General features: G+C 43.6%; 21 protein-coding genes and 1 tRNA gene. 8 read left to right on the forward strand and 14 right to left on the reverse strand.

Annotated elements, in window-relative coordinates; translation table 11 throughout:
- Positions 1 to 73: 73 nt before the first annotated feature.
- From CAN90_RS12340 to CAN90_RS12355, 4 genes are read right to left on the reverse strand one after another with little or no spacing between them, the layout of a single operon-like run.
- Positions 74 to 1894: a serine hydrolase domain-containing protein gene (locus CAN90_RS12340; protein ID WP_085834113.1), complete on the reverse strand. Its 1821-nt coding sequence runs from the start codon at positions 1892 to 1894 to the stop codon at positions 74 to 76.
- The gene (locus tag CAN90_RS12345; RefSeq protein WP_085834114.1) at positions 1891 to 3135 is read right to left on the reverse strand and encodes a competence/damage-inducible protein A; all 1245 of its coding nucleotides are present in this window, start codon (positions 3133 to 3135) and stop codon (positions 1891 to 1893) included. The genes CAN90_RS12340 and CAN90_RS12345 overlap by 4 nt, the downstream gene beginning before the upstream one ends.
- Before the next feature lie 15 nt (positions 3136 to 3150).
- Complete coding sequence (thiI, locus tag CAN90_RS12350) at positions 3151 to 4335, reverse strand: tRNA uracil 4-sulfurtransferase ThiI (protein WP_085834115.1); 1185 nt, start codon at positions 4333 to 4335, stop codon at positions 3151 to 3153.
- A gap of 9 nt (positions 4336 to 4344) precedes the next feature.
- On the reverse strand, positions 4345 to 5481 hold the full coding sequence (locus CAN90_RS12355) for a cysteine desulfurase family protein (RefSeq protein WP_085834116.1): 1137 nt from the start codon (positions 5479 to 5481) through the stop codon (positions 4345 to 4347).
- A 246-nt stretch (positions 5482 to 5727) separates the two neighbouring features.
- Here CAN90_RS12355 and CAN90_RS12360 point away from each other — a divergent pair, with 246 nt between their 5' ends.
- Entirely contained in the window at positions 5728 to 6156 is a 429-nt protein-coding gene (locus CAN90_RS12360; protein WP_085834117.1) for a Fur family transcriptional regulator, read from the forward strand.
- A gap of 159 nt (positions 6157 to 6315) precedes the next feature.
- Positions 6316 to 7086: a helix-turn-helix domain-containing protein gene (locus CAN90_RS12365; protein ID WP_085834118.1), complete on the forward strand. Its 771-nt coding sequence runs from the start codon at positions 6316 to 6318 to the stop codon at positions 7084 to 7086.
- A 298-nt stretch (positions 7087 to 7384) separates the two neighbouring features.
- On the opposite strand, the gene CAN90_RS12370 is transcribed toward CAN90_RS12365, so the two are convergent.
- Both CAN90_RS12370 and lexA read right to left on the reverse strand, forming a co-directional pair.
- Positions 7385 to 7987, reverse strand: a complete 603-nt coding sequence (locus CAN90_RS12370; RefSeq protein ID WP_085834119.1) for a DUF6273 domain-containing protein — start codon at positions 7985 to 7987, stop codon at positions 7385 to 7387.
- 70 nt (positions 7988 to 8057) lie between these two features.
- On the reverse strand, positions 8058 to 8645 hold the full coding sequence (gene lexA / locus CAN90_RS12375; RefSeq protein ID WP_085834120.1) for a transcriptional repressor LexA: 588 nt from the start codon (positions 8643 to 8645) through the stop codon (positions 8058 to 8060).
- Between the two features lie 646 nt (positions 8646 to 9291).
- Between lexA and CAN90_RS12380 the strand changes: the two genes are divergently transcribed.
- The 3 genes from CAN90_RS12380 (at position 9292) to spo0A (ending at position 12626) form a co-directional block, all read left to right on the forward strand.
- Entirely contained in the window at positions 9292 to 10047 is a 756-nt protein-coding gene (locus CAN90_RS12380) for a M23 family metallopeptidase (protein ID WP_085834121.1), read from the forward strand.
- A 423-nt stretch (positions 10048 to 10470) separates the two neighbouring features.
- Positions 10471 to 11718, forward strand: coding sequence for a SpoIVB peptidase (gene spoIVB / locus CAN90_RS12385; RefSeq protein ID WP_085834122.1), 1248 nt, complete (start codon positions 10471 to 10473; stop codon positions 11716 to 11718).
- 128 nt (positions 11719 to 11846) lie between these two features.
- Complete coding sequence (spo0A, locus tag CAN90_RS12390) at positions 11847 to 12626, forward strand: sporulation transcription factor Spo0A (protein WP_085834123.1); 780 nt, start codon at positions 11847 to 11849, stop codon at positions 12624 to 12626.
- Between the two features lie 99 nt (positions 12627 to 12725).
- Here the strand turns inward: spo0A and CAN90_RS12395 are convergent, their stop codons facing one another.
- Both CAN90_RS12395 and CAN90_RS12400 read right to left on the reverse strand, forming a co-directional pair.
- A complete protein-coding gene (locus CAN90_RS12395) occupies positions 12726 to 13676 on the reverse strand; it encodes a phosphodiester glycosidase family protein (protein WP_085834124.1) in 951 nt (316 codons plus the stop codon).
- 92 nt (positions 13677 to 13768) lie between these two features.
- Positions 13769 to 14491 (reverse strand): NAD-dependent protein deacylase, encoded by a 723-nt coding sequence (locus tag CAN90_RS12400; protein ID WP_341456305.1) that lies wholly within the window; start codon positions 14489 to 14491, stop codon positions 13769 to 13771.
- 165 nt (positions 14492 to 14656) lie between these two features.
- Between CAN90_RS12400 and CAN90_RS12405 the strand changes: the two genes are divergently transcribed.
- A tRNA-Pro gene (locus tag CAN90_RS12405) sits at positions 14657 to 14732 on the forward strand.
- 130 nt (positions 14733 to 14862) lie between these two features.
- Here CAN90_RS12405 and CAN90_RS12410 read toward each other — a convergent pair.
- The 3 genes from CAN90_RS12410 to CAN90_RS12420 form a co-directional block, all read right to left on the reverse strand.
- Entirely contained in the window at positions 14863 to 15180 is a 318-nt protein-coding gene (locus tag CAN90_RS12410; RefSeq protein ID WP_242953651.1) for a DUF3784 domain-containing protein, read from the reverse strand.
- Positions 15181 to 15366: 186 nt separating this feature from the next.
- Positions 15367 to 16410 carry a zinc-ribbon domain-containing protein gene (locus tag CAN90_RS13525; RefSeq protein WP_159450385.1) on the reverse strand — a complete coding sequence of 348 codons (1044 nt, stop codon included), beginning with the start codon at positions 16408 to 16410 and terminating at the stop codon, positions 15367 to 15369.
- A gap of 23 nt (positions 16411 to 16433) precedes the next feature.
- Positions 16434 to 17450 carry a zinc ribbon domain-containing protein gene (locus CAN90_RS12420; protein ID WP_159450386.1) on the reverse strand — a complete coding sequence of 339 codons (1017 nt, stop codon included), beginning with the start codon at positions 17448 to 17450 and terminating at the stop codon, positions 16434 to 16436.
- A gap of 1406 nt (positions 17451 to 18856) precedes the next feature.
- Here CAN90_RS12420 and CAN90_RS13530 point away from each other — a divergent pair.
- Complete coding sequence (locus tag CAN90_RS13530) at positions 18857 to 19051, forward strand: hypothetical protein (protein ID WP_143750832.1); 195 nt, start codon at positions 18857 to 18859, stop codon at positions 19049 to 19051.
- A gap of 322 nt (positions 19052 to 19373) precedes the next feature.
- On the opposite strand, the gene CAN90_RS13890 is transcribed toward CAN90_RS13530, so the two are convergent.
- Complete coding sequence (locus CAN90_RS13890) at positions 19374 to 19508, reverse strand: hypothetical protein (protein ID WP_278335050.1); 135 nt, start codon at positions 19506 to 19508, stop codon at positions 19374 to 19376.
- Positions 19509 to 19704: 196 nt separating this feature from the next.
- Here CAN90_RS13890 and CAN90_RS12430 point away from each other — a divergent pair, with 196 nt between their 5' ends.
- Positions 19705 to 19980, forward strand: coding sequence for a late competence development ComFB family protein (locus CAN90_RS12430; RefSeq protein WP_085834127.1), 276 nt, complete (start codon positions 19705 to 19707; stop codon positions 19978 to 19980).
- Positions 19981 to 20031: 51 nt separating this feature from the next.
- On the opposite strand, the gene CAN90_RS12435 is transcribed toward CAN90_RS12430, so the two are convergent.
- The gene (locus tag CAN90_RS12435; RefSeq protein WP_143750833.1) at positions 20032 to 20244 is read right to left on the reverse strand and encodes a DUF6774 domain-containing protein; all 213 of its coding nucleotides are present in this window, start codon (positions 20242 to 20244) and stop codon (positions 20032 to 20034) included.
- A 402-nt stretch (positions 20245 to 20646) separates the two neighbouring features.
- Positions 20647 to 21504 (reverse strand): YitT family protein, encoded by an 858-nt coding sequence (locus CAN90_RS12445; RefSeq protein WP_085834129.1) that lies wholly within the window; start codon positions 21502 to 21504, stop codon positions 20647 to 20649.
- Positions 21505 to 21593 lie beyond the last annotated feature (89 nt).

Consider the following 21593-nt stretch of genomic DNA (forward strand, 5'->3'; position numbering starts at 1 on the left):
TATTTATTTTTAATAATATAAAATAAAAAGAGGTACAGTAAACTGTATCTCTTTTTTAATTATTGAAACTCATTTAATTATCCGAAGCCTCTAAATCCAGCTTACCGCTGGCCTTCGGTACAGCAATTCGGCGTAGATAGCCGGGTACACGTTCTCCGCCAAGGCGTTCGGAGAGCATTTTTTCCATATTACCGCCAGAATTACCCAGCAAATCAGCCAACAGCTTTGCCGCGTTATCAACAGAGGGAATCTCTTGAAAACGCACCAAAATACGATCTCCGCTGAATATAAACTTCATGATACGGGTATTGGGTGTTTCTAAAAATGAGATATAAAGCTTTAATACCGGCCTGCCCTCTTCATCGCGTGTTAAGCGTGCCAAGTTACCCGTTACGTATATCTCATCGTTAACGTTTAGCACACAGCGTCTCGGCTCGCCATCCAAACCAGCTCTTATGGTTTGCTTTTCCTCTCCATCTGAAAACTCAATGGTACAGAAATCAGGAGCAAATGCAAACGATAACCGCTGAATCGCAGGAAGAAAGCTGTCTTTTTCCACCGAAAAAATAAAAGGTAAAATTGAACCGTACTGATTCTCCAGCTTATAGCTGCGGCCGTTCATCCATTTGGCATCCGGACTCAGCTGCGGTACCGAACGCTCCGGGAAAAGCTTATGCTCCAGTCGCTCCACCAACGTGCGGCGACGCTGTACCGGAACTGTATCCGGAAAAAGCGAGAGTGACGTCTGTGTCTTTTTTAATGAGCGCAGTGCACGCAAGTCTTCCGGCAAGGATGTTTCCGGAAAAGCCTCATCACTGCCAAAATACTTTTGGATAATTTCAGCACTTTTATCCACAAATAGGGCATGACTCCCGCTGGTGATGGCAATCACCATATCAATTTGAGGGATGACCACCACATACTGCCCAAACACACCATTGAATTGATAAGCTCCCGGTATGGGGAACTCCCACAAATGGAAGCCGTAGGCGGTTTGGTGCTCGCCCATGGAGGTACGTATCCCCATATCGGTCGATTCGGCTATCCATTGTTCCGAAAGCAAACGGCGTGGCTCACCGTCAACCGTCCACAATCCCTTTTGCAAGTAGAGCTGACCCAGCTTTGCCATATCTTCTGGGCGCAGGAACAAGCCCCAGCCGCCCTTTTCAATTCCCATTGGGCAGCGTTCCCACACAACATGGTCGATTCCCAGTGGGTCAAATAGGCGTGGGAGCAAGTAGTCAGATAATCCCTCACCCGTCTTCTTTTGTATGAGCGCACTTAAAACGTAAGAATTCATGCTGTTATACGTAAACTGCTCACCCGGCTCGTAGGCACAGTCTGAGGCAAAGTACGCTTTCAACCAGTCACGTTCAAATACACTATTCCCTTCATTAAACCGAATGCCAGAGGTCATGTTCAGCAGGTGGCGCACTGTGATTTTCCCAACCCGATTGCTGCGAAATGGCGGTGGTGGCACTTTATCGGGGAACAGCTCTGCAATGCGGTCATCGAGAGAAAACAGCCCTTCTTCCACCGCCATGCCTACCGCCATTGCGGTTACGGATTTTGACAGTGAATACACCATTTGCGCATAAATACCAGAGTAAGGCCGCCAATTGGCCTGCATTATCAGCTTGCCATGGCGAAGAACCACGATGCTGTGCAATTTTATCTCGGAGCAGGCATCGAGCTCCCGTAGAAACCGCTCCAAATACACTGAAGACACACCCTGTGCCTCCGGTGTTGAACGCGGCAAAGGCTTGCGAGAAAGCCCAGCAGGGTAGCGGGGCTTTTCCGGTACAAAGGGAATTGGTGAAAGGTGCCGCAGATTCCCGCGCACCCCTTTTCTCACTGCTTCCACAGCCTTTAACTGCGCTCGAATATCCATCATAAAGGTAGCTCCTCCAAGCGGCGGCGAACCATATCGAGTGCAAAAGATGCCGCTGTATTTCGGTAATAATTGCGGGGGCGGCGCTGGCTGAATACTTTTACCTTCCGCACCACGGTACCCTCTTTATCGCATAAGCCAACATAAATGAGACCCACCGGCTTTTCGTCTGTTCCGCCATCCGGCCCGGCGATGCCGGTAATGCCGATACCGATGTCACTTCCGGATTTTTCACGAACTCCCTGCGCCATTGCGGCGGCAACCTCTTCGCTAACGGCACCGTGCTTTTCCAGCATTTCCTCCGGTACATCGAGAAGCAGGGTTTTAATGCGGTTTGCATAGGTAACCGCTCCCATTTCAAATATGCTGGAGGAACCCGGAATATCCGTAATACGCTTTGCCAAAAGACCGCCGGAGCAAGATTCCGCTGTTGCAATCGTTAATTTACGTTCACTTAGCAAATTGACGATTAGCTGCTCTAAGCAATCCACATTAATGCCATACACGCAGTCGCCAATTCGCTCACGAATTTGCTCTGCAACCGGGCGGCACATTTCTTCCGCCTTCTGCGCATTTTCCGCCTTAGCCGTTACGCGAACATACATTTCGCCCTCTTTGGCGTAGGTGGCGACCGTAGGGTTCGAGGCGTCCGTCATGTCGGAGAGCATCTCTGCGACCGCACCCTCGCCCTGACCGAATACATGCACATTCATTGAGAAAATGCTCGCATTCTCACGTTTCATTAAATAAGGAATTCCGTAATTATGAAGCATTGGCACCAGCTCGGAAGGAGGGCCTGGGAACATCATAATAATTTTCCCGTCTTTTGTCTCTACCGCACAACCCGGTGCTGTGCCACGGTCGTTTAATAAAACCGTAGCGCCTTTCGGCAGCATTGCCTGTTTGATTTGGTTTTGCCCCATATATCTTCCCACAAAATGCTCTTTGAGGCGCTCCATACTTTCGTCGTGCAACACCAAAGGAACACCGGCGCACTCTGCAATGGCCTCCTTGGTCAGGTCATCCTCCGTGGGGCCAAGCCCTCCAGTGGTAATAACCAGGTCACTGCGTTCCAGCGCATTGGTGAGTGCTTCTTTTAAACGGCCGTTGTTGTCGCCTACGGTGCAAGAAAACATCATATCGATTCCCAGCTCAGATAAAGCGCGAGCAACATAGGAAGCATCGGTGTTAATCACTTGCCCGAGCAGCAGCTCGGTACCTACGGATATGATTTCTGCTTTCATTGATTTGGCATCTCCTTATTCTGCGGAATGATAATATCCTATTTTCGTTAATCTTACATTTGCAATGCAATCTTCCACCAGCGCTTCAATATCCAGCTTTTCCTCTGCCTGCTCCACAAAATGCAGGTTGGGTTTGGTTCTGGGATGCTTGGGTGTAAATACCGTGCAGCAATCTTCAAACGGTTGAATCGAGATTTCAAAGGTATCAATTTTGCGGGAGATTGCGATAATCTCCGTTTTGTCCATACCTATTAGCGGGCGGAACACCGGCATATCTACCGCTGCTTCGGTACAGGCGATGGCACGCATGGTCTGGCTCGCTACCTGCCCAAGGCTTTCACCGGTAATCAGGGCTTCACAGCCGTTGTCTACTGCAAGGCGTTCTGCTATGCGCATCATAAAGCGGCGCATAATTATGGTAAACAGCTCTTCCGGGCACTTTGCAAGAATCTCTTCTTGAATTTTCGTAAAGGGTACAATGCGAAGCACCATGCGACCGGAGTAATCAGCTACCTTTGTCAGCAAATCCACTACCTTTTGCTCAGCGCGTTCGCTAGTGTAGGGCGGGCTTGCAAAATGCACGGGGAAAAGCTCCACTCCGCGTTTTGCCATGCACCATGCGGCAACCGGGCTATCAATTCCGCCGGAAATCAGCAAAGCCGCGCGCCCGCCGGTTCCCACGGGGATGCCGCCTGCACCCTGGATGGAGCTGCCGTGAATGTATGCGCCAAAATCCCGAACCTCAACGGTTACCACCAACTCCGGGTTATGCACATCCACCGTCAGGTGGGAAAACTTCTCCATTATATATGCCCCAACCTCGGCAGAAATTTCAGGGGATTTTAGGGGAAAGCTTTTATCGGAGCGTTTGCTTTCTACTTTAAATGTTTTTACACCATTCAAATCATCGGCAAGGTATTCAGGGCATGCCGCTAAAATGGAATCCATCTTTTTTTCTGCCACGCACGCACGGGAATATGCTGCAATGCCGAAAATCTTACCGATTTTCTCTGCAACCTCGTCTAAATCCTCTTCCCCTTTAGGAGAAATAGTAATGGTAGACTGCGCAACGCGAATATCAAAATTCCCGAGCTTATTGATACGGTGGCGAATATTGCGAACGAGTGATGCTTCAAAGTTTTTGCGGTTTAGCCCTTTAAGTACCAACTCACCCAATTTAATTAAAATAATTTCCTTCATAAAAACTCCTTACGATTTTTTCACCAATTGCTCCATCCCCTGTTTTAAAGCAGCGGCAAGCGCATTGATTTCATCCAAAGTGGTATAGCGGGAAAAGCTTGCCCGCAAAGAGGACTCTACCAGAGCGGGGGCTAGACCCATTGCCGTTAGCACATGGCTAGGTTTTGCTTTGGAGCACGCAGAGCCGCTCGAAACAAATATATTTTGGGAAGCTAGAAAATGCAGCAATGTTTCTGCTTTGATTCCGGGAACGGAAAAGCTGAGCACGTACGGCATTGCATCCTTAGGGGAGTGAATCACAACCCCATCCAGCTGGGAAAGCTGCTCACGCAGTGCAGCTCTCAACTCCTCAAAATGAGCCTTTAGCTCTTTGGGGTTTGGCAGGGCACGCACGGCCGCACCAAAGCCCGCTATTGCGGGAAGCGCCTCGGTGCCGGGGCGAACCCCTTTCTCCTGCCCGCCGCCAAAGGTTCTGGCAGGGAAGCTTTTTTGCCCCGCGATATACAGAGCGCCCGCTCCCTTTGGCCCGTGAATTTTGTGGGAAGAGACCGACATAAAATCAATCCCCATACGAGCGGGCTTTAAGGCAAGCTTACCATAGGCCTGTACTGCGTCCACATGCAATAAGGCGGAAGAATTACTGCGGCGAATTGCGTTCGCGGCGGCTTCCACCGGCATATACACACCCGTCTCGTTATTTACCATCATCATGCTAACCAAAATGGTATCACTAGTTATCGCTTGTTCCACCTGCTGCGTAGAAATTTGCCCGGAAGAATCTGGCATCAGGTATTCTACCGTGTAGCCCTCCTGCTCCAGCTGCTCCATCACGCGCAGCACAGAGGGGTGCTCCACAGCTGTGGTAACAATATGTTTTCCACGACGGCCGTTGCGCTTTACCGCACCGAACAGGGCAATATTGTTTGCTTCTGTTCCGCCGGAGGTAAAATACACCTCCGCAGGGCTAACCGAAAGGCTACCCGCAATTGCCTCACGAGCGGCTGTCAACTCGCGTTCCGCTTCAAATCCCATGCTGTGTAGGGATGAGGGGTTGCCATATGCCTGAGTCATCACATATAGCATACGCTCTACCGCCGGCTCGCAAACGCGGGTGGTGGCTGCGTTATCCAAATAAATTTTTTCCAAAGATGAAAGCCTCCAACCGATTTCAATCTACTCAATCCGTTCTTTTCCATCTCATTGCTTTTTTCACAAAGAAATAAAAGGTTTAAAAGAGTTCTAAAGTAAATTGGTCTATCTCTTAATCCGCACTTATTATACACGAAAAGTTCCCATTAGTGAATATGCGCCTGCTTGCATTTTTTCAAATTCCGAGCTATGATTAATTTATTGAGAGGGGCAAGCCCCCTTTGTTTATAAGGAGGAACCCACATGGCAGAACTAAAAAACACAAAGCAACGAGAAGCAATCCTGCGTTTTATGGAGAAAAGCCGGGACCCCGTTTCGGCAGAGGATATTTTTGTTCTGCTTAAGCCGTCCTTCCCGCCACTGGCTCTTTCTACTGTATATCGCAATTTAGAGCGATTTACCTCCGCCGGTATTTTACAAAAAATAAATTTTGAAGATGGCATCATTCGCTATGCTCTGGCAGAAGGCCACGACCATTACTTAATTTGCACCGGATGCAGCAAAAAAATCAAACTTGATGACTGCCCTCTCTCCCCATTGGAGATGCGGCTTGCAAAGGCAACCGGTTTTGAAATTGAGCGCCATAGTCTTACCATCTATGGAAAATGCCCGGACTGCCAAAAGAAAAAGCGGATTGCCGTCGCTGTGAAAAAAATAGAGCTTGCAGATTAAGTAGGTCGGGAATATTTTCCCGACCATTTTCATTTCTATCTCTTTTCTAAAAGAAACCTATGGTTGAGTAAAAAACGCTGAAATAAGCAAATTCTACCACCGGTTGATTGCCTAACAACCGCCACCGCGGTAAGATACAGGTAAGGAGGCGTTTCTTAGATGAATTATGAGATAAACCAAGAAAAATTCGGCGCATTTGTATCTGAGCTGCGAAAGCAAAAAAACCTTACTCAAAAAGAGTTGGCTCAAAAGCTATTTATATCCGATAAAGCCGTCAGCAAATGGGAGCGCGGGCTGAGCATGCCCGACATTACCCTTTTGATTCCACTGGCAAATTTACTAGAAGTAACCACTACGGAGCTGCTAAGTGGCCAACACATTTGTGTTCCGGAGCAGCTAAACGTGGATCAAGTAGAACAGCTGGTAACTGGTACCATTTGTCTTTCCGCCAAGGAGCGCCACAGCCAGCGAGACCGACGCAAACGAAGAGGTTATCTTTATTTCGGTTGTGTGTTACTGGTTGTTTTGGAGTTTTTTTTGCTGTTAGCAGCAGGTTTTTCACCACAGGAGTTAGTGGAAAACCTATTACTAATAGAAGGTTTGTGCTTTTTCTTCGGGGGATGGTTTCACCTATTTTTAAAAGAAACTTTGCCCTCTTATTATGATGAAAATAACATTCACACTTACAGCGACGGTTTTTTTCGCATGAATATGGCCGGAATTCGTTTCAGTAACCGCAACTGGCCGTATATTTTACGAGTCGGGCGTATATGGATGCTGGTGATACCCGTCTTATTCCCCTTACTATTTCTGCTGATTCACCGCCTTTTTTCCGCTGAGCTATGGGAAAGCGGAAAACTGTTTTTCAGTCTGATGGCTGTTCTTGGCTTTTTTATCCCAATGATTTTCACGGCCAAAAGGCATGAATAACTCCTGCGGAAAAGAGAGATGCTCTAATCTATCAACATTCATTGACTTACGCCGCCAGTTACTTCACTTGAAGAAGAGAAGTACTCTCGATGGTAACGGAAACACTTGTAAGAGCTTTTTTATTAATACAACAATTCAAAAAAATAAGAGGGCTTACCGTCTGTTATTTTACAGACAGTAAGCCCTCTCGGCTACTAATTCAAATATTGTAATAACCTTTGAGGGTCATTACAAATGCTCTGTGGCATGCTAAATATCATTCCATCATTTAAAACACACATTGAAGAAGAGTGTTACATTAGAGAGTGAACCACACGGCAGGTCGAACACAACAAGAGTTGTTATTCACAGACTCTGCTGCCGGCTCAATCACGCCATCATAATTCACACAGCTCATAAATTCAAACTCTCCCTCAGATTCCTCGCTCGCCTCACCGTAATAACGCAACCACCAAGTACCGTTCTCTTTCAGCTCCGTATTATCGGCATCCTCTTGTTGTAGCCATGCATTTTGAGCACGGCTATATGCGGTTGTTTTGGCTGCCCGGTGTTCTAAATCTAAAAATTCCTCGGCTTCATCATAGCTTAATAAGAAAACCAAATCTTGCGTGTTTTGAGCAGGGTTTTCCACATTAGAAAGTACAATTTTCATTCGCTCTTCCGCGGTAAAAGCAACGAGTGTGAATACATCATTCAGCCATTTGCGTAAGGTGCACTTTTCCCATGTTATTTCTTCCAACGCCTCATGGTATGGTCTGCAATCGAGCAAATATTTACTAACGCAAAGAATTTTATCGTCTCTTTTATCTAACACAAGCCATTCAATGGGTTCTTTTTCGGAAATATTTTCGCCGCTTAGTGGATACGAGCCGAAAACCACAATATCGCCTTTGCTCACCATAACTTTTTCTTTTCCCCTTTGAAAGCTTTGCTAATTGTCCGTTTTAAAATATACTTCAATATCTGTATGATTAATAATAGCGGTAAACAGAAATTACGCGACCAAGCACCATAACGCTTTGCGAAAAGATAGGAGAAAACGCCGGGTTTTCAGGCTGGAGACGAACGTACTCCTGCTCAAAGAAAATCCGTTTTACGGTTGCTTCATCATCAATAAGTGCAACCACGATTTGTCCATTCTCCGCGGTCTCTTGCCGGTGCGCAATAATATAGTCGCCATCTAAAATGCCAGCATTTTTCATGCTTTCACCCTGCACACGCAGTGCAAACAGCTCTTTTTCAGGGTAGCGGTGGCCAACGAGCGGCAAGTAGCCCTCAATCTCTTCGAGCGCAAGTATGGGCACTCCAGCGGTCACCCTGCCTAAAATCGGCACGCGACTCACCTGCTCTGCTCCCTCAATATGAATGGCTCGGTTAAGCCCGGCTTCACGCCGAATGTAGCCCAATTCTTCCAGCGTTTTCAGGTGCAGATGTACGGTAGAGGTTGATTTTAGCCCGGTGGCTTTGCAAATCTCCCTTACCGATGGCGGCAAGCCATACTGCGCTCTATCTTTCAAGTATTCATAAATCTTTTTCTGGCTGCTGCTGAGTCCTTTCATACCATTTCCTCCCAGGTATTCCAATTCTATTTTATCATACCACAGTGTGTTTTATATTGCAAACAAATGTTTGTGAATTTTTCACACTTTTTTCGTTTTACCCTGCATTTTTAACTATTTTTAATGCAAAATAACATGAGAGCAAAAGTTAAAAGAATATTCATAGCATATTAACAACTGGAAAGTGAATTCAACTTATAATATGAGTGTATTCAAACGATGGAGCCGCACCATCCGAATACAAAGTTCTACCCTCCTCAATATACCCCTCAAGCTAACGAAAAAAGACCGAATCAATTGGATTCGGTCTTTTTTCTGTCATTTTTCAAAACCTATAAATAATGATACATAGAAGGGAAAGTCTGTTACTTATGGCTGTTCTAAAATCTGCTGATTATTTGACATGATAAAATACATCATATGAAAGTAATAAAAAATTTTCTTTGATTATTTTGATTATAATGAATAGAAGTACTATCTTTTTTATTTTCGAGTGCATATTCTTTGATTTTCTTGGCTTATGAAATGAAACTTTTTAAAAGAATTACGCAATAAAAAACTTTTTTGATATTTTCCTTGTAGATTTCTATTGAGCGGCATATTTGGTGTTTTTTCTGGTCAAAATATCTGCGGAGGTGCTAATTAGATGAGCAGTCTGCATTTTAAATCAGAAAATCAATCCCCAAAGAAAAGCAACAAGGGTTTTTATGTCGCGCTGGGTGTATGCCTGGTAGCCGTTGGTGTTGCCGCATGGACAACGTATGACAGTGTAGTAAAATATGCGAACCCACAGGATACGTCTTCGTACTCTACTTCGCCTACCGGTCGTACACAATCTGGCGTATATGCCAGCAGCAAGCCAGAGGAGGCTCCTCAGCCCGAATCCAGCCAGCCTCAGTCCGTAGCTCCATCTTCTTCCAAACCGGCCGCTTCGTCTCAGGCACCGGGCAATAACATTCCCAAAAAGGAACAGCCCGCAAAAGCAACCGCTGCTAAGCCGGAGTCTTATGTTTTCCCGGTGGGAGAAACTGTAACGAAAAACTTTAGCGGAGACAACCCCATATATTCCGATACCATGCTCGACTGGCGCGTACACAATGGTACCGATTTTGTTTCTAAAATTGGTGACCCCGTAAAGGCAATTGACGCCGGTAAGGTAACGGACCTATACGCAGACGGTAACCTTGGTAATGTTGTTGTGATACAGCACAGCAATAATATTACTGCTTACTACTGCGGTTTGGGAGATACCTTCCTCGTGAAAAAGGGAGATTCCATTGACGCTGGGCAAAAAATTGGCTCAATTAACGTTCTGCCAATTGAATCGGTAGAAAAACCACATTTGCATTTAGAAGTGAAACAGTCTGGTAAGTTAATTGACCCTATGTCTCTATTCAAATAAACCATAAAGGGCTGCCGCAATAGCGGCGGCTTTTTTATTGCAGTTTTATTGAAAAAATTACAGCATTTCAATTTTTAAATAGTTGCATTTGGTTTTGCAGATACTATTTAAGTAATTTAGAATAAAAATGGCTTTACTTTATAAATAAGAAGAAAGTGATTTTTAATTATACCAATAAAGAATTGGTAAATAACCATTTTAGTAAAAACACTAAAAATAGTGATTTATGTTTCGAAAGCAACGTAGTAATGTGCCATTTTGCTTATTACAATTAAAATTCAGCCAATTCTTTAAAATTCTGGCATTAATCGTTACGGTATTAGCTCCGGAAATTATTTTTCCATGATAATCCAAAAAAATGTGGATTTGACAACATAAAAGCCTCCGAATTGACACAGATTAAATGCGGAAGGAGGTGAATGTTTGAAAAAAGGAAAAAGATTTTTTCAACGATTAACCGGTTTGCTTACCGTTTTAACCTTGATTGCAGGCTCCGCAGTAGGGTATTACCACTACTCCCTGCCCGATCAATACCGCGTTACAGCAGGTACGAAGCTGCGATTAAATCAAACCGGCATTAGCATTACAGATGCGGCAAATAACAATGATATTACCGCATCTTCCTTAAAATCCGCAAATCAAAACTACCAAGCGCAATTGATGTTGTTTGATGTAATTCCTGTAAAAACGGTCAATGTAAAGGTAGTGAATGAAAAGCTTTTGGTGCCTTGCGGTACTCCTTTCGGCATCAAATTATTTACGAACGGTGTGATGGTGGTCGGTGTGGCCGACATTGAAAGCGATGGTAAAATGGTGAACCCCGCCGCAGTAGCAGGCGTAAAGGTTGGCGATATTATCACCGAAATAAATGGCAAAAAGGTTACGCAAAATAATCAGGTTGCAAAATTAATTGAAAGCAGCAGCGGTAACCCCATGAATTTGACCATCAAGCGCAATGAAGAGACTTTAACGGCAACTCTAAACCCTATTTTATCCGACGTAGACAAAAGCTATAAAGGTGGCTTATGGGTGCGAGACAGCACGGCAGGTATTGGCACCGTAACATTCTACGACCCCGCAACCGGTTCTTTTGGCGGTTTGGGGCATGGAATATGTGACGTAGACACCAATGAGCTTATGCCGCTTCGCAATGGCGATGTTGTTTCAGTCACTATTAGCGGTATTGTTAAAGGCCAAAAGGGACGTGCTGGTGAATTGAGAGGTTATTTTAACAACGATGTTCCCGTAGGTCAGTTAGAAGCAAACTCAGAAGGCGGTGTGTATGGCACCCTGAATACTTCCCCTGTTGCAACTGAGGCGCTCCCCCTTGCCACAAAACAGGAGGTAAAAACAGGTGCTGCACAAATTTACACCACAATTGATGGTTCAACACCAAAACCTTACGCGATTGAAATCGACTCTATTAACTACCAAGATGGCACAAAAACAAAAAATCTGGTTGTAAAAGTAACAGATCCCACCCTTTTAAGTAAAACAGGAGGAATTGTGCAAGGAATGAGTGGAAGTCCTATTGTGCAAAATGGCAAATTAGTAGGCGCAGTTACACACGTATTTGTGAATGATCCCACGCGGGGTTATGGAATATTAGCAGAAAATATGATGGAAATCTCCGAAAAAACAAATTTCGAGAGACTAAAAAGTGCATCTTAACACGAAATATTTTTATATTTTGAAATATAATTACCAAATTCGTGCAAAAAATATTGTGTAAGCTATTGCCATAAATGCCAATATATGGTATTATAAGCCTGTAAATTAAAAAACAGGGGGATATGTTCATGGAAAAACATTTAAAACTGCTGATTTCTAATGACACTGACGAATTTGCTCGAAGCTATTCTCATGATTTTGAAGTTGCGGGTATTGATGTCGTCTATTCTCCAAAGGATGGACTCCGGGTTTTGGATCATATTGATCTGGAACAACCCGACGTTGTTCTTCTGGACCTGTTCATGCCCCGACTGGATGCGATCGGAGTAATTCATGGGATCCGAAAAAAGTACGCCTCAAAGGCGCCTTCCTTCATCGTCATGTCTACATTCAGCAGCCCCACGCTGGAGCGTGAGGTAATGCTTTCCGGAGCTGCATATTTTGTAATTGCCCCATTTGACGCAAAGGAATTAGCACAACGAATACTGAAAATATGCGGCAGTATCGCCCCCAAATCGGAACAGGCTTCGGTACCGGCACAAAAAGGCAAGCCATCCCTCGAAATCCAGGTTACAGAAATTCTTCATCAGATCGGCGTACCAGCTCACATTAAAGGGTACCATTATCTGCGAGATTCTATAATCATGGCTGTACAAACTCCAGACATCATAAACGCAGTAACAAAGCAGCTGTACCCCAGTGTTGCAAAGCGCTACGAAACAACACCCTCTCGTGTTGAGCGGGCAATCCGCCATGCCATTGAGGTAGCTTGGGACAGAGGCGATATCGACATCCTGAATTCCTATTTTGGGTACACGATTCACAATACGCGTGGAAAGCCAACAAATAGCGAGTTCATCGCGATGATCAGCGACAAACTCCGGCTGGAGATGAAATCTGCCAGCTAAAAAATAGCAAAAAACAAGAAACTCCTTTCTATAATCAGCCGGATGAAGATCCGCTTTTTAGAAGAAAGGAGTTTCTTTTATCTTTTATGTTTTTAAAAATTACATGGAATGTGCTTTTGTTACAAACAGCAATGAGTTCGGTACGGGGCGCTCCTTGCCGTCTGAGGGCTTATTGCGCAGCACTAGAGTACTAGAACCCATGGTGCGGCTGAGCAGCGTAGCGGAGCCACCAGCATCCATATTACCTGCCTGCACTGCGCCCATGTCTTTCATAAGCTGTGCAAACTCTTTGAGCGTAGCTCCGGTAGAGTATTGAGACTGGCGACCATCTACCATGATAAAGAATAAGGTTCCATCAGCGCGGATACCCACACCAAGTCGAGGCGAAAAAGTTCTTTGGTCTTCATCCTTTTGCGCTACCACATTTCCGTCTTTTACAAGAAGCGTATCATAAAGACCAATGGCATTTTGCAATTCATCTTTGTACTTTATGTAATTTTCATTGGAATCGATGATAGGAGTGCCATTTTTCTTAATTCCAAAAAAATTCCAACGATATGCACGGGATGAAACAGTACCTTGCAACTCAACACCATCTTTTACCACGACACCCCATGGTTGATTTGTTTTCATGCTAAACATATCACCATTAATGGCAGCAAGCACAGGTTTGCCTTTTGCCATTGCTGCGGCAGCCTGTGCACGTACAGTGGCAGAACTGTAACCACTTGCATAAGAAGCATCGTTTGGAGTACCAACCGTAATATCAATTTGTGACGCAGTCGGGTCGTATTCCAACATAAAGCATTCATTGATTTTGCTGTTCAAATTTGTATAAGTAAATCTTGTTTCTACTAACCCCGGAGCAACCGTTCTCGAATAATCGCTCATTAATGAGGTTGCCACCATATTTGTTAAGCTTAGCTGGCCAAATACCGGAACGGCTGCGGATGCCGTTGCAGACATTTGAACAACTGCCAGCATTACTGCCGCAGCAGAAACAATCTTTCTTCTCGTTTTTTTTGAATTCGGACCTTTTTTTAGTCTCATTCTTTTTAATATCTCCTTCCTATTTCTATTCTAATCTTAAAACAATAGGAAGATTATGTCAACCAAAAATCACCCTTTTTTCGATATTTATTTTACCGGATAACTACCTGCTCCAATACTTCTCCAATTGGTTGGTTTAACATTAGAGAGGCGTTGCGGTCCGCAGAGGTTGGCGACTGATTTATCACCACTAATCGATTGCCGGAAAAGGAATGGATTAGCCCTGCCGCCGGGTACACCGCGAGCGATGTTCCACCTATAATAAGCATGTCTGCGTTGCGAATGGCGCGTACCGCACCGTTTACAACGTCTTCATCTAGTCCTTCTTCATATAAAACAACATCTGGCTTTATGATGCCCCCGCACGTGCAGCAGGGAATGCCTTTGCTATTCAGAATAAATTCGGCATCGTATTCTGTTTGGCACTTTCGGCAATAGTTACGGTGTACTGAACCGTGCAGCTCATATACCTGCTTGCTCCCTGCCTGTTGGTGCAAACCATCAATATTTTGTGTAACAACAGCTAATAGCTTGCCGCATTCCTCAAGCTCTGCGAGCTTACGGTGCGCGGCGTTTGGTTTTGCATCCAAGCAGAGCATCTTTTTACGGTAAAAATCAAAAAAATCTGCAGTGTGTTTTACAAAAAAGGTGTGGCTAAGCATCTGCTCTGGCGGGTAACGAAACGACTGATTATATAGCCCGTCCACACTGCGAAAATCTGGAATGCCGCTTTCCGTAGAAACACCTGCACCGCCAAAAAACACAATACGGCTGCTCTCGTCAATCATCTGCTGGAATTGCTCTATCTTCGTCACTTCTTTTTTCCTCCACATAGCTTTTCTTTTCATCTTAGACTTCACAATCGTAAAAATCAAGGTTACAAACCAAGAGAAAACGATATATTACAAAAACTTCGTAATTTTTCAAAAAAGGGATTGCCTTTTCTCTACAAATGTGTTAGAATAATCCACGTTGCAATTCCGGGTGTGGCGCAGTTGGTAGCGCGCTTGACTGGGGGTCAAGAGGCCGTGAGTTCAAGTCTCGCCACTCGGACCAGCTTTAAAAACCGCATGAACGCTGAATTTTCAGTGCTCATGCGGTTTTTCTTTATTCTATAATTGATGACATTCGGGCTCTTATTCATTTTAAGAGGACTAAATGAGGACTTAAATTGAAATATTCTTATTTAAAAGATTCCGTGATTATACTTTTTCTGTGTCATCACCATATGAATGAGGCCGCCCACAAAGCAAACCGCAAATACAGCCCAACCATATGCTGTGCTTGTTACAAGATTTATTACACCTGTAAGTAAGGTTCCTATCCCCATTAAAGTTAGAGCTTTACCAATGTTTTGGGTATACGCACTCTTGTTTTCTTCGGTAACATTCGTATAATGATAGTCATGAATGAGTGTGATTTGCTCTTTTTTCCAAATTTTCCAGCCAAGGTATAAAAATAGAAAACCAACCAACAACATAATGATGAATGTAAATAAATCCATAGATACACCTTCTTTATTATTTTCATTTTAATTATAACATATTATTCTCTCTAGGGTTAACGGAACCGAAAATAAGTTCACGCAAAAGCAAACCGCGCTAGAGCAAATAAAACAATATATTGAGCTTGCTTTCAGGTAAAAAAGCCGCTCTCTTCTGCATGTGCAAAAGAGAGCGGCTTTTCATTTTTATTGTAACCCCAATTGAGCCTTTGCGTAAACCTTGCCACTACTAAACGTAACATTTGCATTGGCTCCCAAGCTTCCTATTCCATCCCAAGAGACAATAAATGTTTGATACCCTGCAATTTCAGAACGTGCCATTTCTGTACCATACGAGCCAACAATTTCGGTGACCTCATCATAACCCATTCCACTTTTAATCCGGTTGTATTCGTCTAAGGTGATTTTGTCGGAGTCTTTGTCATATATAGCGATTAAATCGACATCATCTTTACCAAATATATAGTTTGACTGTTCTACTCCAAAAATAGACGAGCCATATTTTGTAGCCAGACCAAGGCTATTTACACCTTTTACATCATTCACGGAAATGGTATCTCCTAGTTTTACATAGAGCGAGAAAAAACTCTTAGTCGTCATTATTACAGTTACGGTAAAAGGCTCCGTCACAGTATTCGATTTTGCATTTTTGTATGTAGCAGTACCACTCCCCGTGAAAATTGCGTTATGTGCTTTCCAGCTTGTTTTATCGTGTGTAAAATGAGCTGTGTCCGGGTTTTTCAGTTGCTTCTTTATGGTTTTTTCAATACAATATAATGCATTATCTTCAAATACCGCTCTTATTTCCTGCTCTCTTGGTGTGAGAGAGGGTTCCGGCGGGGGTGCCTCTTTCTGCACCTCTGCTGCTGTACTAACTGTGGCTGACGCTGCTTTTTGGGTTTCATCTAAGTCGCCATCACCACCACTTAACGCAGCTACTATAATAATTAATATAACAATGACAAAAGAAATAATAAACAGCCAGGCGCAACCATTACTTTCTGAATTCTCTTTCGGTTCTGGTTCTGGGGGGACGGGAGCTGCATATACCTCAGGAGCTTCATATACTTCAGAAACTTGAAAATCTTCGGGTACTTGGGGAGCTTCCGGAGCTGCTATGGGTTGAGCATAGTATTCTACTGGTGCTACACCATCATCAATCTTTTTTCCACAACTGATGCAGAACTTACTGTTTTCGGGTAATTTGACGCCGCAATATTTACAGTACACGCGTTCTCCTCCAAATACTCTTCTTATTTTAATCCAACCTGTGCTGTTAAAAACACCTTTTGACCGATAAACGTAATGATCGCTTGAGAGTCCTTCTCCCCATTCCCTGCCCAAGTATAAACATTTACACTTTCACTTGTTTGCCCGGAAAGCGTGCCTAAAGAGCCAAATATATCGCATACCTCTGCGTAAGTCATTCCAGTTTTAATTCTCTGAAATTCTTCGAGCGTTGCCTTTTCATAATCTTTGTCGTGAATTGTTAATAACTTGCCTTCCATATTTTTTGTCAGATCCATCTCTTGCGTATCCGAATTTTTGATTGCTCCCATCGTACTGTATTGGTTTTGTATATTATAGAACTCCTTACTTCCCAACTTTGCATAAACCCTGAATAATTTTTTCTCACTGATAAATAATTTTAGGGTAAATGGTTCTGTTTTCTCTAACCCCTCTTTATTTTGGCATGAAACGGTTCCACCAAAAGTAAAAAGTGAATTTTCGATATTCCATTTTGATTTATCATGCATTATCACAGCAGTATCAGGAAGCTCACAATCATTCTTTACCGTGTTTTCAACATTGTATAAAATGTCTTCTGTTACGGCTTTTCGTATTTTCTTTTGTTCTGGCGTTAATGTACTTGTGTTCGAGCCATTGCTTGTGAACTTGTAGTTTGAAGAATACGCTGGCTCTGAGTTAAGCCCTATTATTACAAATAGGATAATAACCAGAACAAAACCCAGTACACCTAAAACAAAATGCTTCGCAGCCTTCCTATTCTTTTCTTCAAGATTGGTAGAAGCCGCGGAGTCATTGGGTGAGCTTGTATTACTTTGTGTGGAACGGTTTACTTCATTTGAATTAGAAACGGGAGCCTTTGGTGCATCTGTTCCTCTTTGAACTTGTTCAGTGGTTGAGTTTTGCTGTGTTTCATTTAAAATTTGCTGTTTTTCCTCTTCACTAAGTGCTATTTTCTGACCACAATGGTAACAGAATTTGCTGTTATCTAAAATTTTAGTGCCGCAGTTAAAGCAAAACAATTTATCTCCTCCAGCAGTATGAATATATGTATGAAATAGGTATACGTTGTATTTTTATATTAGCATATTTGGTTTATATTTCCAACAAGTTTTGTTGTTCTTAGATATTTTTTCAGTGACTTCGTCGAACAAAGACGATAAAATAGCTTCTTTCGTTCGTTTGCTATCCGTACGGTAGCTCTACAGGCAAAAAAGAACGCCGTTCCAATGAAGGAACGGCGTGAGCCGCACGGGCGATTGTGCGGCGGCGTTATACTCTTACAGACAATAGCGCGGCGAAGCTGGGGGATTCTATTTATTCCTCCATATGCTCAGGGGTTCTTTCTTGTGCTCAGGGGTACTTTTGCTTGTTCACTTTTTTCCTGGGAGTGGAAAGTGAATGTGTGTGCTCAGTGATGTTATTGTTAAAAATGCAATATTAAATCCCACAATCTTTCACGGCTTATCACTTTTGTGAACCGCCGTGAGCCCCAGCTCCGCGTTGCCCTGTCTGTAAGGCAACAAAAAGCGCTTGTAACGGATAGACCCTCCTCTTTCAGGGTCAGTTCCACAACAAGCGCTCATTCTATCAGTGCATCTCACAACCAGAACAGAAAATGTTCCTTTTTGTGTTCCCCTCGCTGTTTACAAGTGGGAACAAATGGGTTATAATTGTGAAGCAATCCGCAGCGTAAGCTGTTGTTATGGAGGTGTGTTCTCCGTAGCAGGGGGTGGGTGTTCGAGCACCCATCCTCGCTTTGCACTTATATGTGCCCTACCCCCATAGTTTAACAGTATTTGCCAGAAAAAGCAATGCTAAAATTGAATTTTGGGAAAAAATATCACATTCTTCATTGTTTTGTCGGATTTTTAGAAATCCGGCTTTTTTTATTTTAATTTTGCAAAGCTTATCGCACGGCATCTGCGAGCTAACGAGAGCGCTCTAAAAATGACCGCCGACGGACGGAATCGGGTTGCTCATTTTTTTATCATGGCTAGGAGAGTGGGCATTTTTAATGGAGCGCCTTACCAGTAGCTATTGTATTACGGTTTGGGGTCGTTTCCCAAACGGATTCCAAAGGCAGAGCCTTTGGTGAGTCTTTCCTCCTTTTCTTCTCATCAAGAAAAGGAGAGCCTGCCCCGGCTTGAGGGGCGAATGAAAGAAAGATGAATTTCTCTGCGGCACTAGCCGCTTTAAAATCTGCTATTATAAATGGCTTGTTATATAAGAAGTATTGTGCGATGGCGCAAGGCGCTCTGCTGGCGCAGGGCTTGCCCCTCATACCATGAGCCGTCTTTCTCAATATAAAAAGTGGTTGCCTTTGTTGGCTAAAAAATTTGTGCTCGGGCACAAGACTTCTGCTGGCGCATGGCTTTGCCCCTCATGCCATATTCAATCTTCCTTTTGATTCAGGGAGTTATTGCTTTTGTTCGTAAAGGAAGTTTTGCGCTTAGGCGCAGAGAATTCTGCTGGCGCAAGGCTTTGCCCCTCATGCCGGGGCGGGCACCTACTTTCACGAAAGGGTGAAAGTAGGCAAAGGCCTTCCAAAGGGAGAGTATCGATTCTCTCCCTTTGGATTCCCTCTCAACGACCAAAGGCTCTGCCTTTGGAATCCGAGTGAGCTCCCGCTCTGCATCTTATTTCCGCACAGGAACAAGCCTGTGCGTTGCAGATTGTACGTAAGGTTTTGCGTTGCCGCTCGTAAATAGTATAAAATTCAGGCTGAATAACATGTCTCCGCGAGCGGACGAGAGCGCTCTAAAAATGACCGCCAACGGGACGTCTTTCCTCCTTTTCTTCTCATCAAGAAAAGGAGAGCCTGTCCCGGCTTGAGGGGCGAATGAAAAGAAAGATGAATTTCTCTGCGGTGGCAGTCGCACTTGTGTTATATATAAAAATATATTGCAAAGGAAAAGCCACCCATACCGGGCGGCTTTTCTCAATCATACATCATTTGGTTTTGTGGATTGCTTCTTGGCATTCTTATTTTGGTTTTGATTCTCCTGTGTAATCGGAGTTTGACCATTGCTTTTCTGTTCGCGAACGCCTTTGGGGTCTGGCTGGCTGTCCTTTGGCATATTAATCACCTCAAGCCCAGTTTTCCCCCATTGCAATCAAAGCATTCACAAAACCAATATGCGAAAATATCACTAAAGGACAACCCCTGCTTTTCATTTACAAACTCTAATTTACACATAATAAAATAAATGCTAAAATATGGTAAAGAACGCATTCTGTGAAAACGCGTTGTACCAATTGCAGAGGGAGGCAAATATGGAAGTTGCACTGAAAAACATTATGGAATCCATAGCTCTTCAAAAGCTGGATGAAACCATCGATATGCTGGACTGCTGCAAATGCGACAAATGCAGAATGGACATTGCTTCATTTGCCCTAAACCATCTACCACCCAAGTATGTAGCAACCTATGAAGGAGAAGTATATGCAAAGCTGGAGGCTTTCTCCCTTCAATATGAAACTGATTTATTAAACGCGCTTTACCAAGCGGCAAGGGTGGTTACGGAAAATCCTCGCCATAAGCTCTCATAGTTTTGTCTATTAAAATTCCGCTCCCTGTTTAGGGCTGCGGATTTTTTGTACTTACTTTTTGGTAGTACTAGCCGTATTTGATGTATTTGTTGTACTTGTTGTGTTTGCAGTATTGGATGTATTCGTGGTGTCTGAACAGGCAGCCTCTTTTGCAGCGATAATAGCGAGGTTATCCCCAATTGCAGTAAAAATTGAGCTCATAATATTGATCTCATTTGCACTTCTTCCCTGAGAAATAGACATAGCTATGGTAGCTGCTGCCAAAACAAGGTCATTCCCCTGGTTACACACTTTTAATCACCACCCCAAACTATCATATGCAGAAATAAGAAAACCGCCCAATCCATGGGCGGTTCACTAGAGGAAGGAAAACAAAAAGAGTTATTTTATAAAAATCCTGTTTTACAGGCACTTGTTGTTCGTCTGCTGCCCGGCGGCACGGTATTCCGTCCACTCCGCCGGGCTGGGATGCAGTGTTTTGTTTCATTGATATTACTATACCCTACTCATGTGTATAGATTATTGCAATAAAATGATGAAACGTTTAAATTGTGATGAAAAGAATTTGAACAAGTTGTTATAAGCATAGCAAATCAAAGGATAGCCTTCTAAACAAAAACGCCTCCCGCACCTAATGAAAAGGGCAGAAGGCTCTTCTATTCTAATTTAATGGATTGCTTTCTTACGGTACTTTTTACCGGCAACCTCTACATTACCAATTGTAATTAGGGCGTCGCAATCAAAGCCTAAAACAATGGATTTTAGCTTGGTAAGCTCCAAGCGAGATACCACTACATAAATCACGGTAGTCTCCAGTTTGGAATAACCACCGTGCCCCTCCAATAATGTAACGCCACGGCCAAGTCTGGCGGTCAGCGCATCTGCAATATCGGAGTAGCAGTCTGAAACAATCATGACACCCTTTGAATTGTCAAAGCCATCTACCACAATATCAATCACCTTAAAGGCGATAAAATAAGCAACCAGTGAATACATGGCACGGTCCCACCCATACAAAAAGCTGGCAAAACCAAGAATGAATACATTAAAAAACATAACGATTTCGCCAATGGAGAAGCTTATTTTCTTATCAAAAATAATGGCTACCATCTCGGTTCCATCCAGAGAACCACCGGCACGAATGATTAAACCAACGCCGGCGCCATTGATAATACCCCCAAAAATCGCGGCGAGAAATACATCGTGCGTGAGACCAGAGATTGGGTGAAGCAGCGAAACACCAATGGAAAGACAGATAATTGCAAACAACGTAGAAATAACAAATGTTTTACCAATTTGCCGGTAACCCATGATTAAAAACGGGAGGTTCAGGCAAAACGTAAAAATCCCCAAAGGCAGGTGCGTTATGTAGCTGCTCATAATGGAAACACCCACTATTCCGCCATCAATAATATTATTGGGGATTAAAAAAACCTCAAGCCCAATCGATGAAAGTGTAGCGCCAAGAATAATGAGAGCAGTACGAATCAGAATTCTTCGCATTCGTGTATAATCATGTTTCATAGTTGTTCCTCGCTCCACTTAGATTTACATTAATTGTAGCATAAAATCGTTTCTTGTTGCAAAAAAAATTTTAACAGTTATTCTGTTAC

The sequence above is a fragment of the Clostridium merdae genome (assembly GCF_900176635.1).
Lineage (GTDB): Bacteria > Bacillota > Clostridia > Oscillospirales > Acutalibacteraceae > Faecalispora > Faecalispora merdae.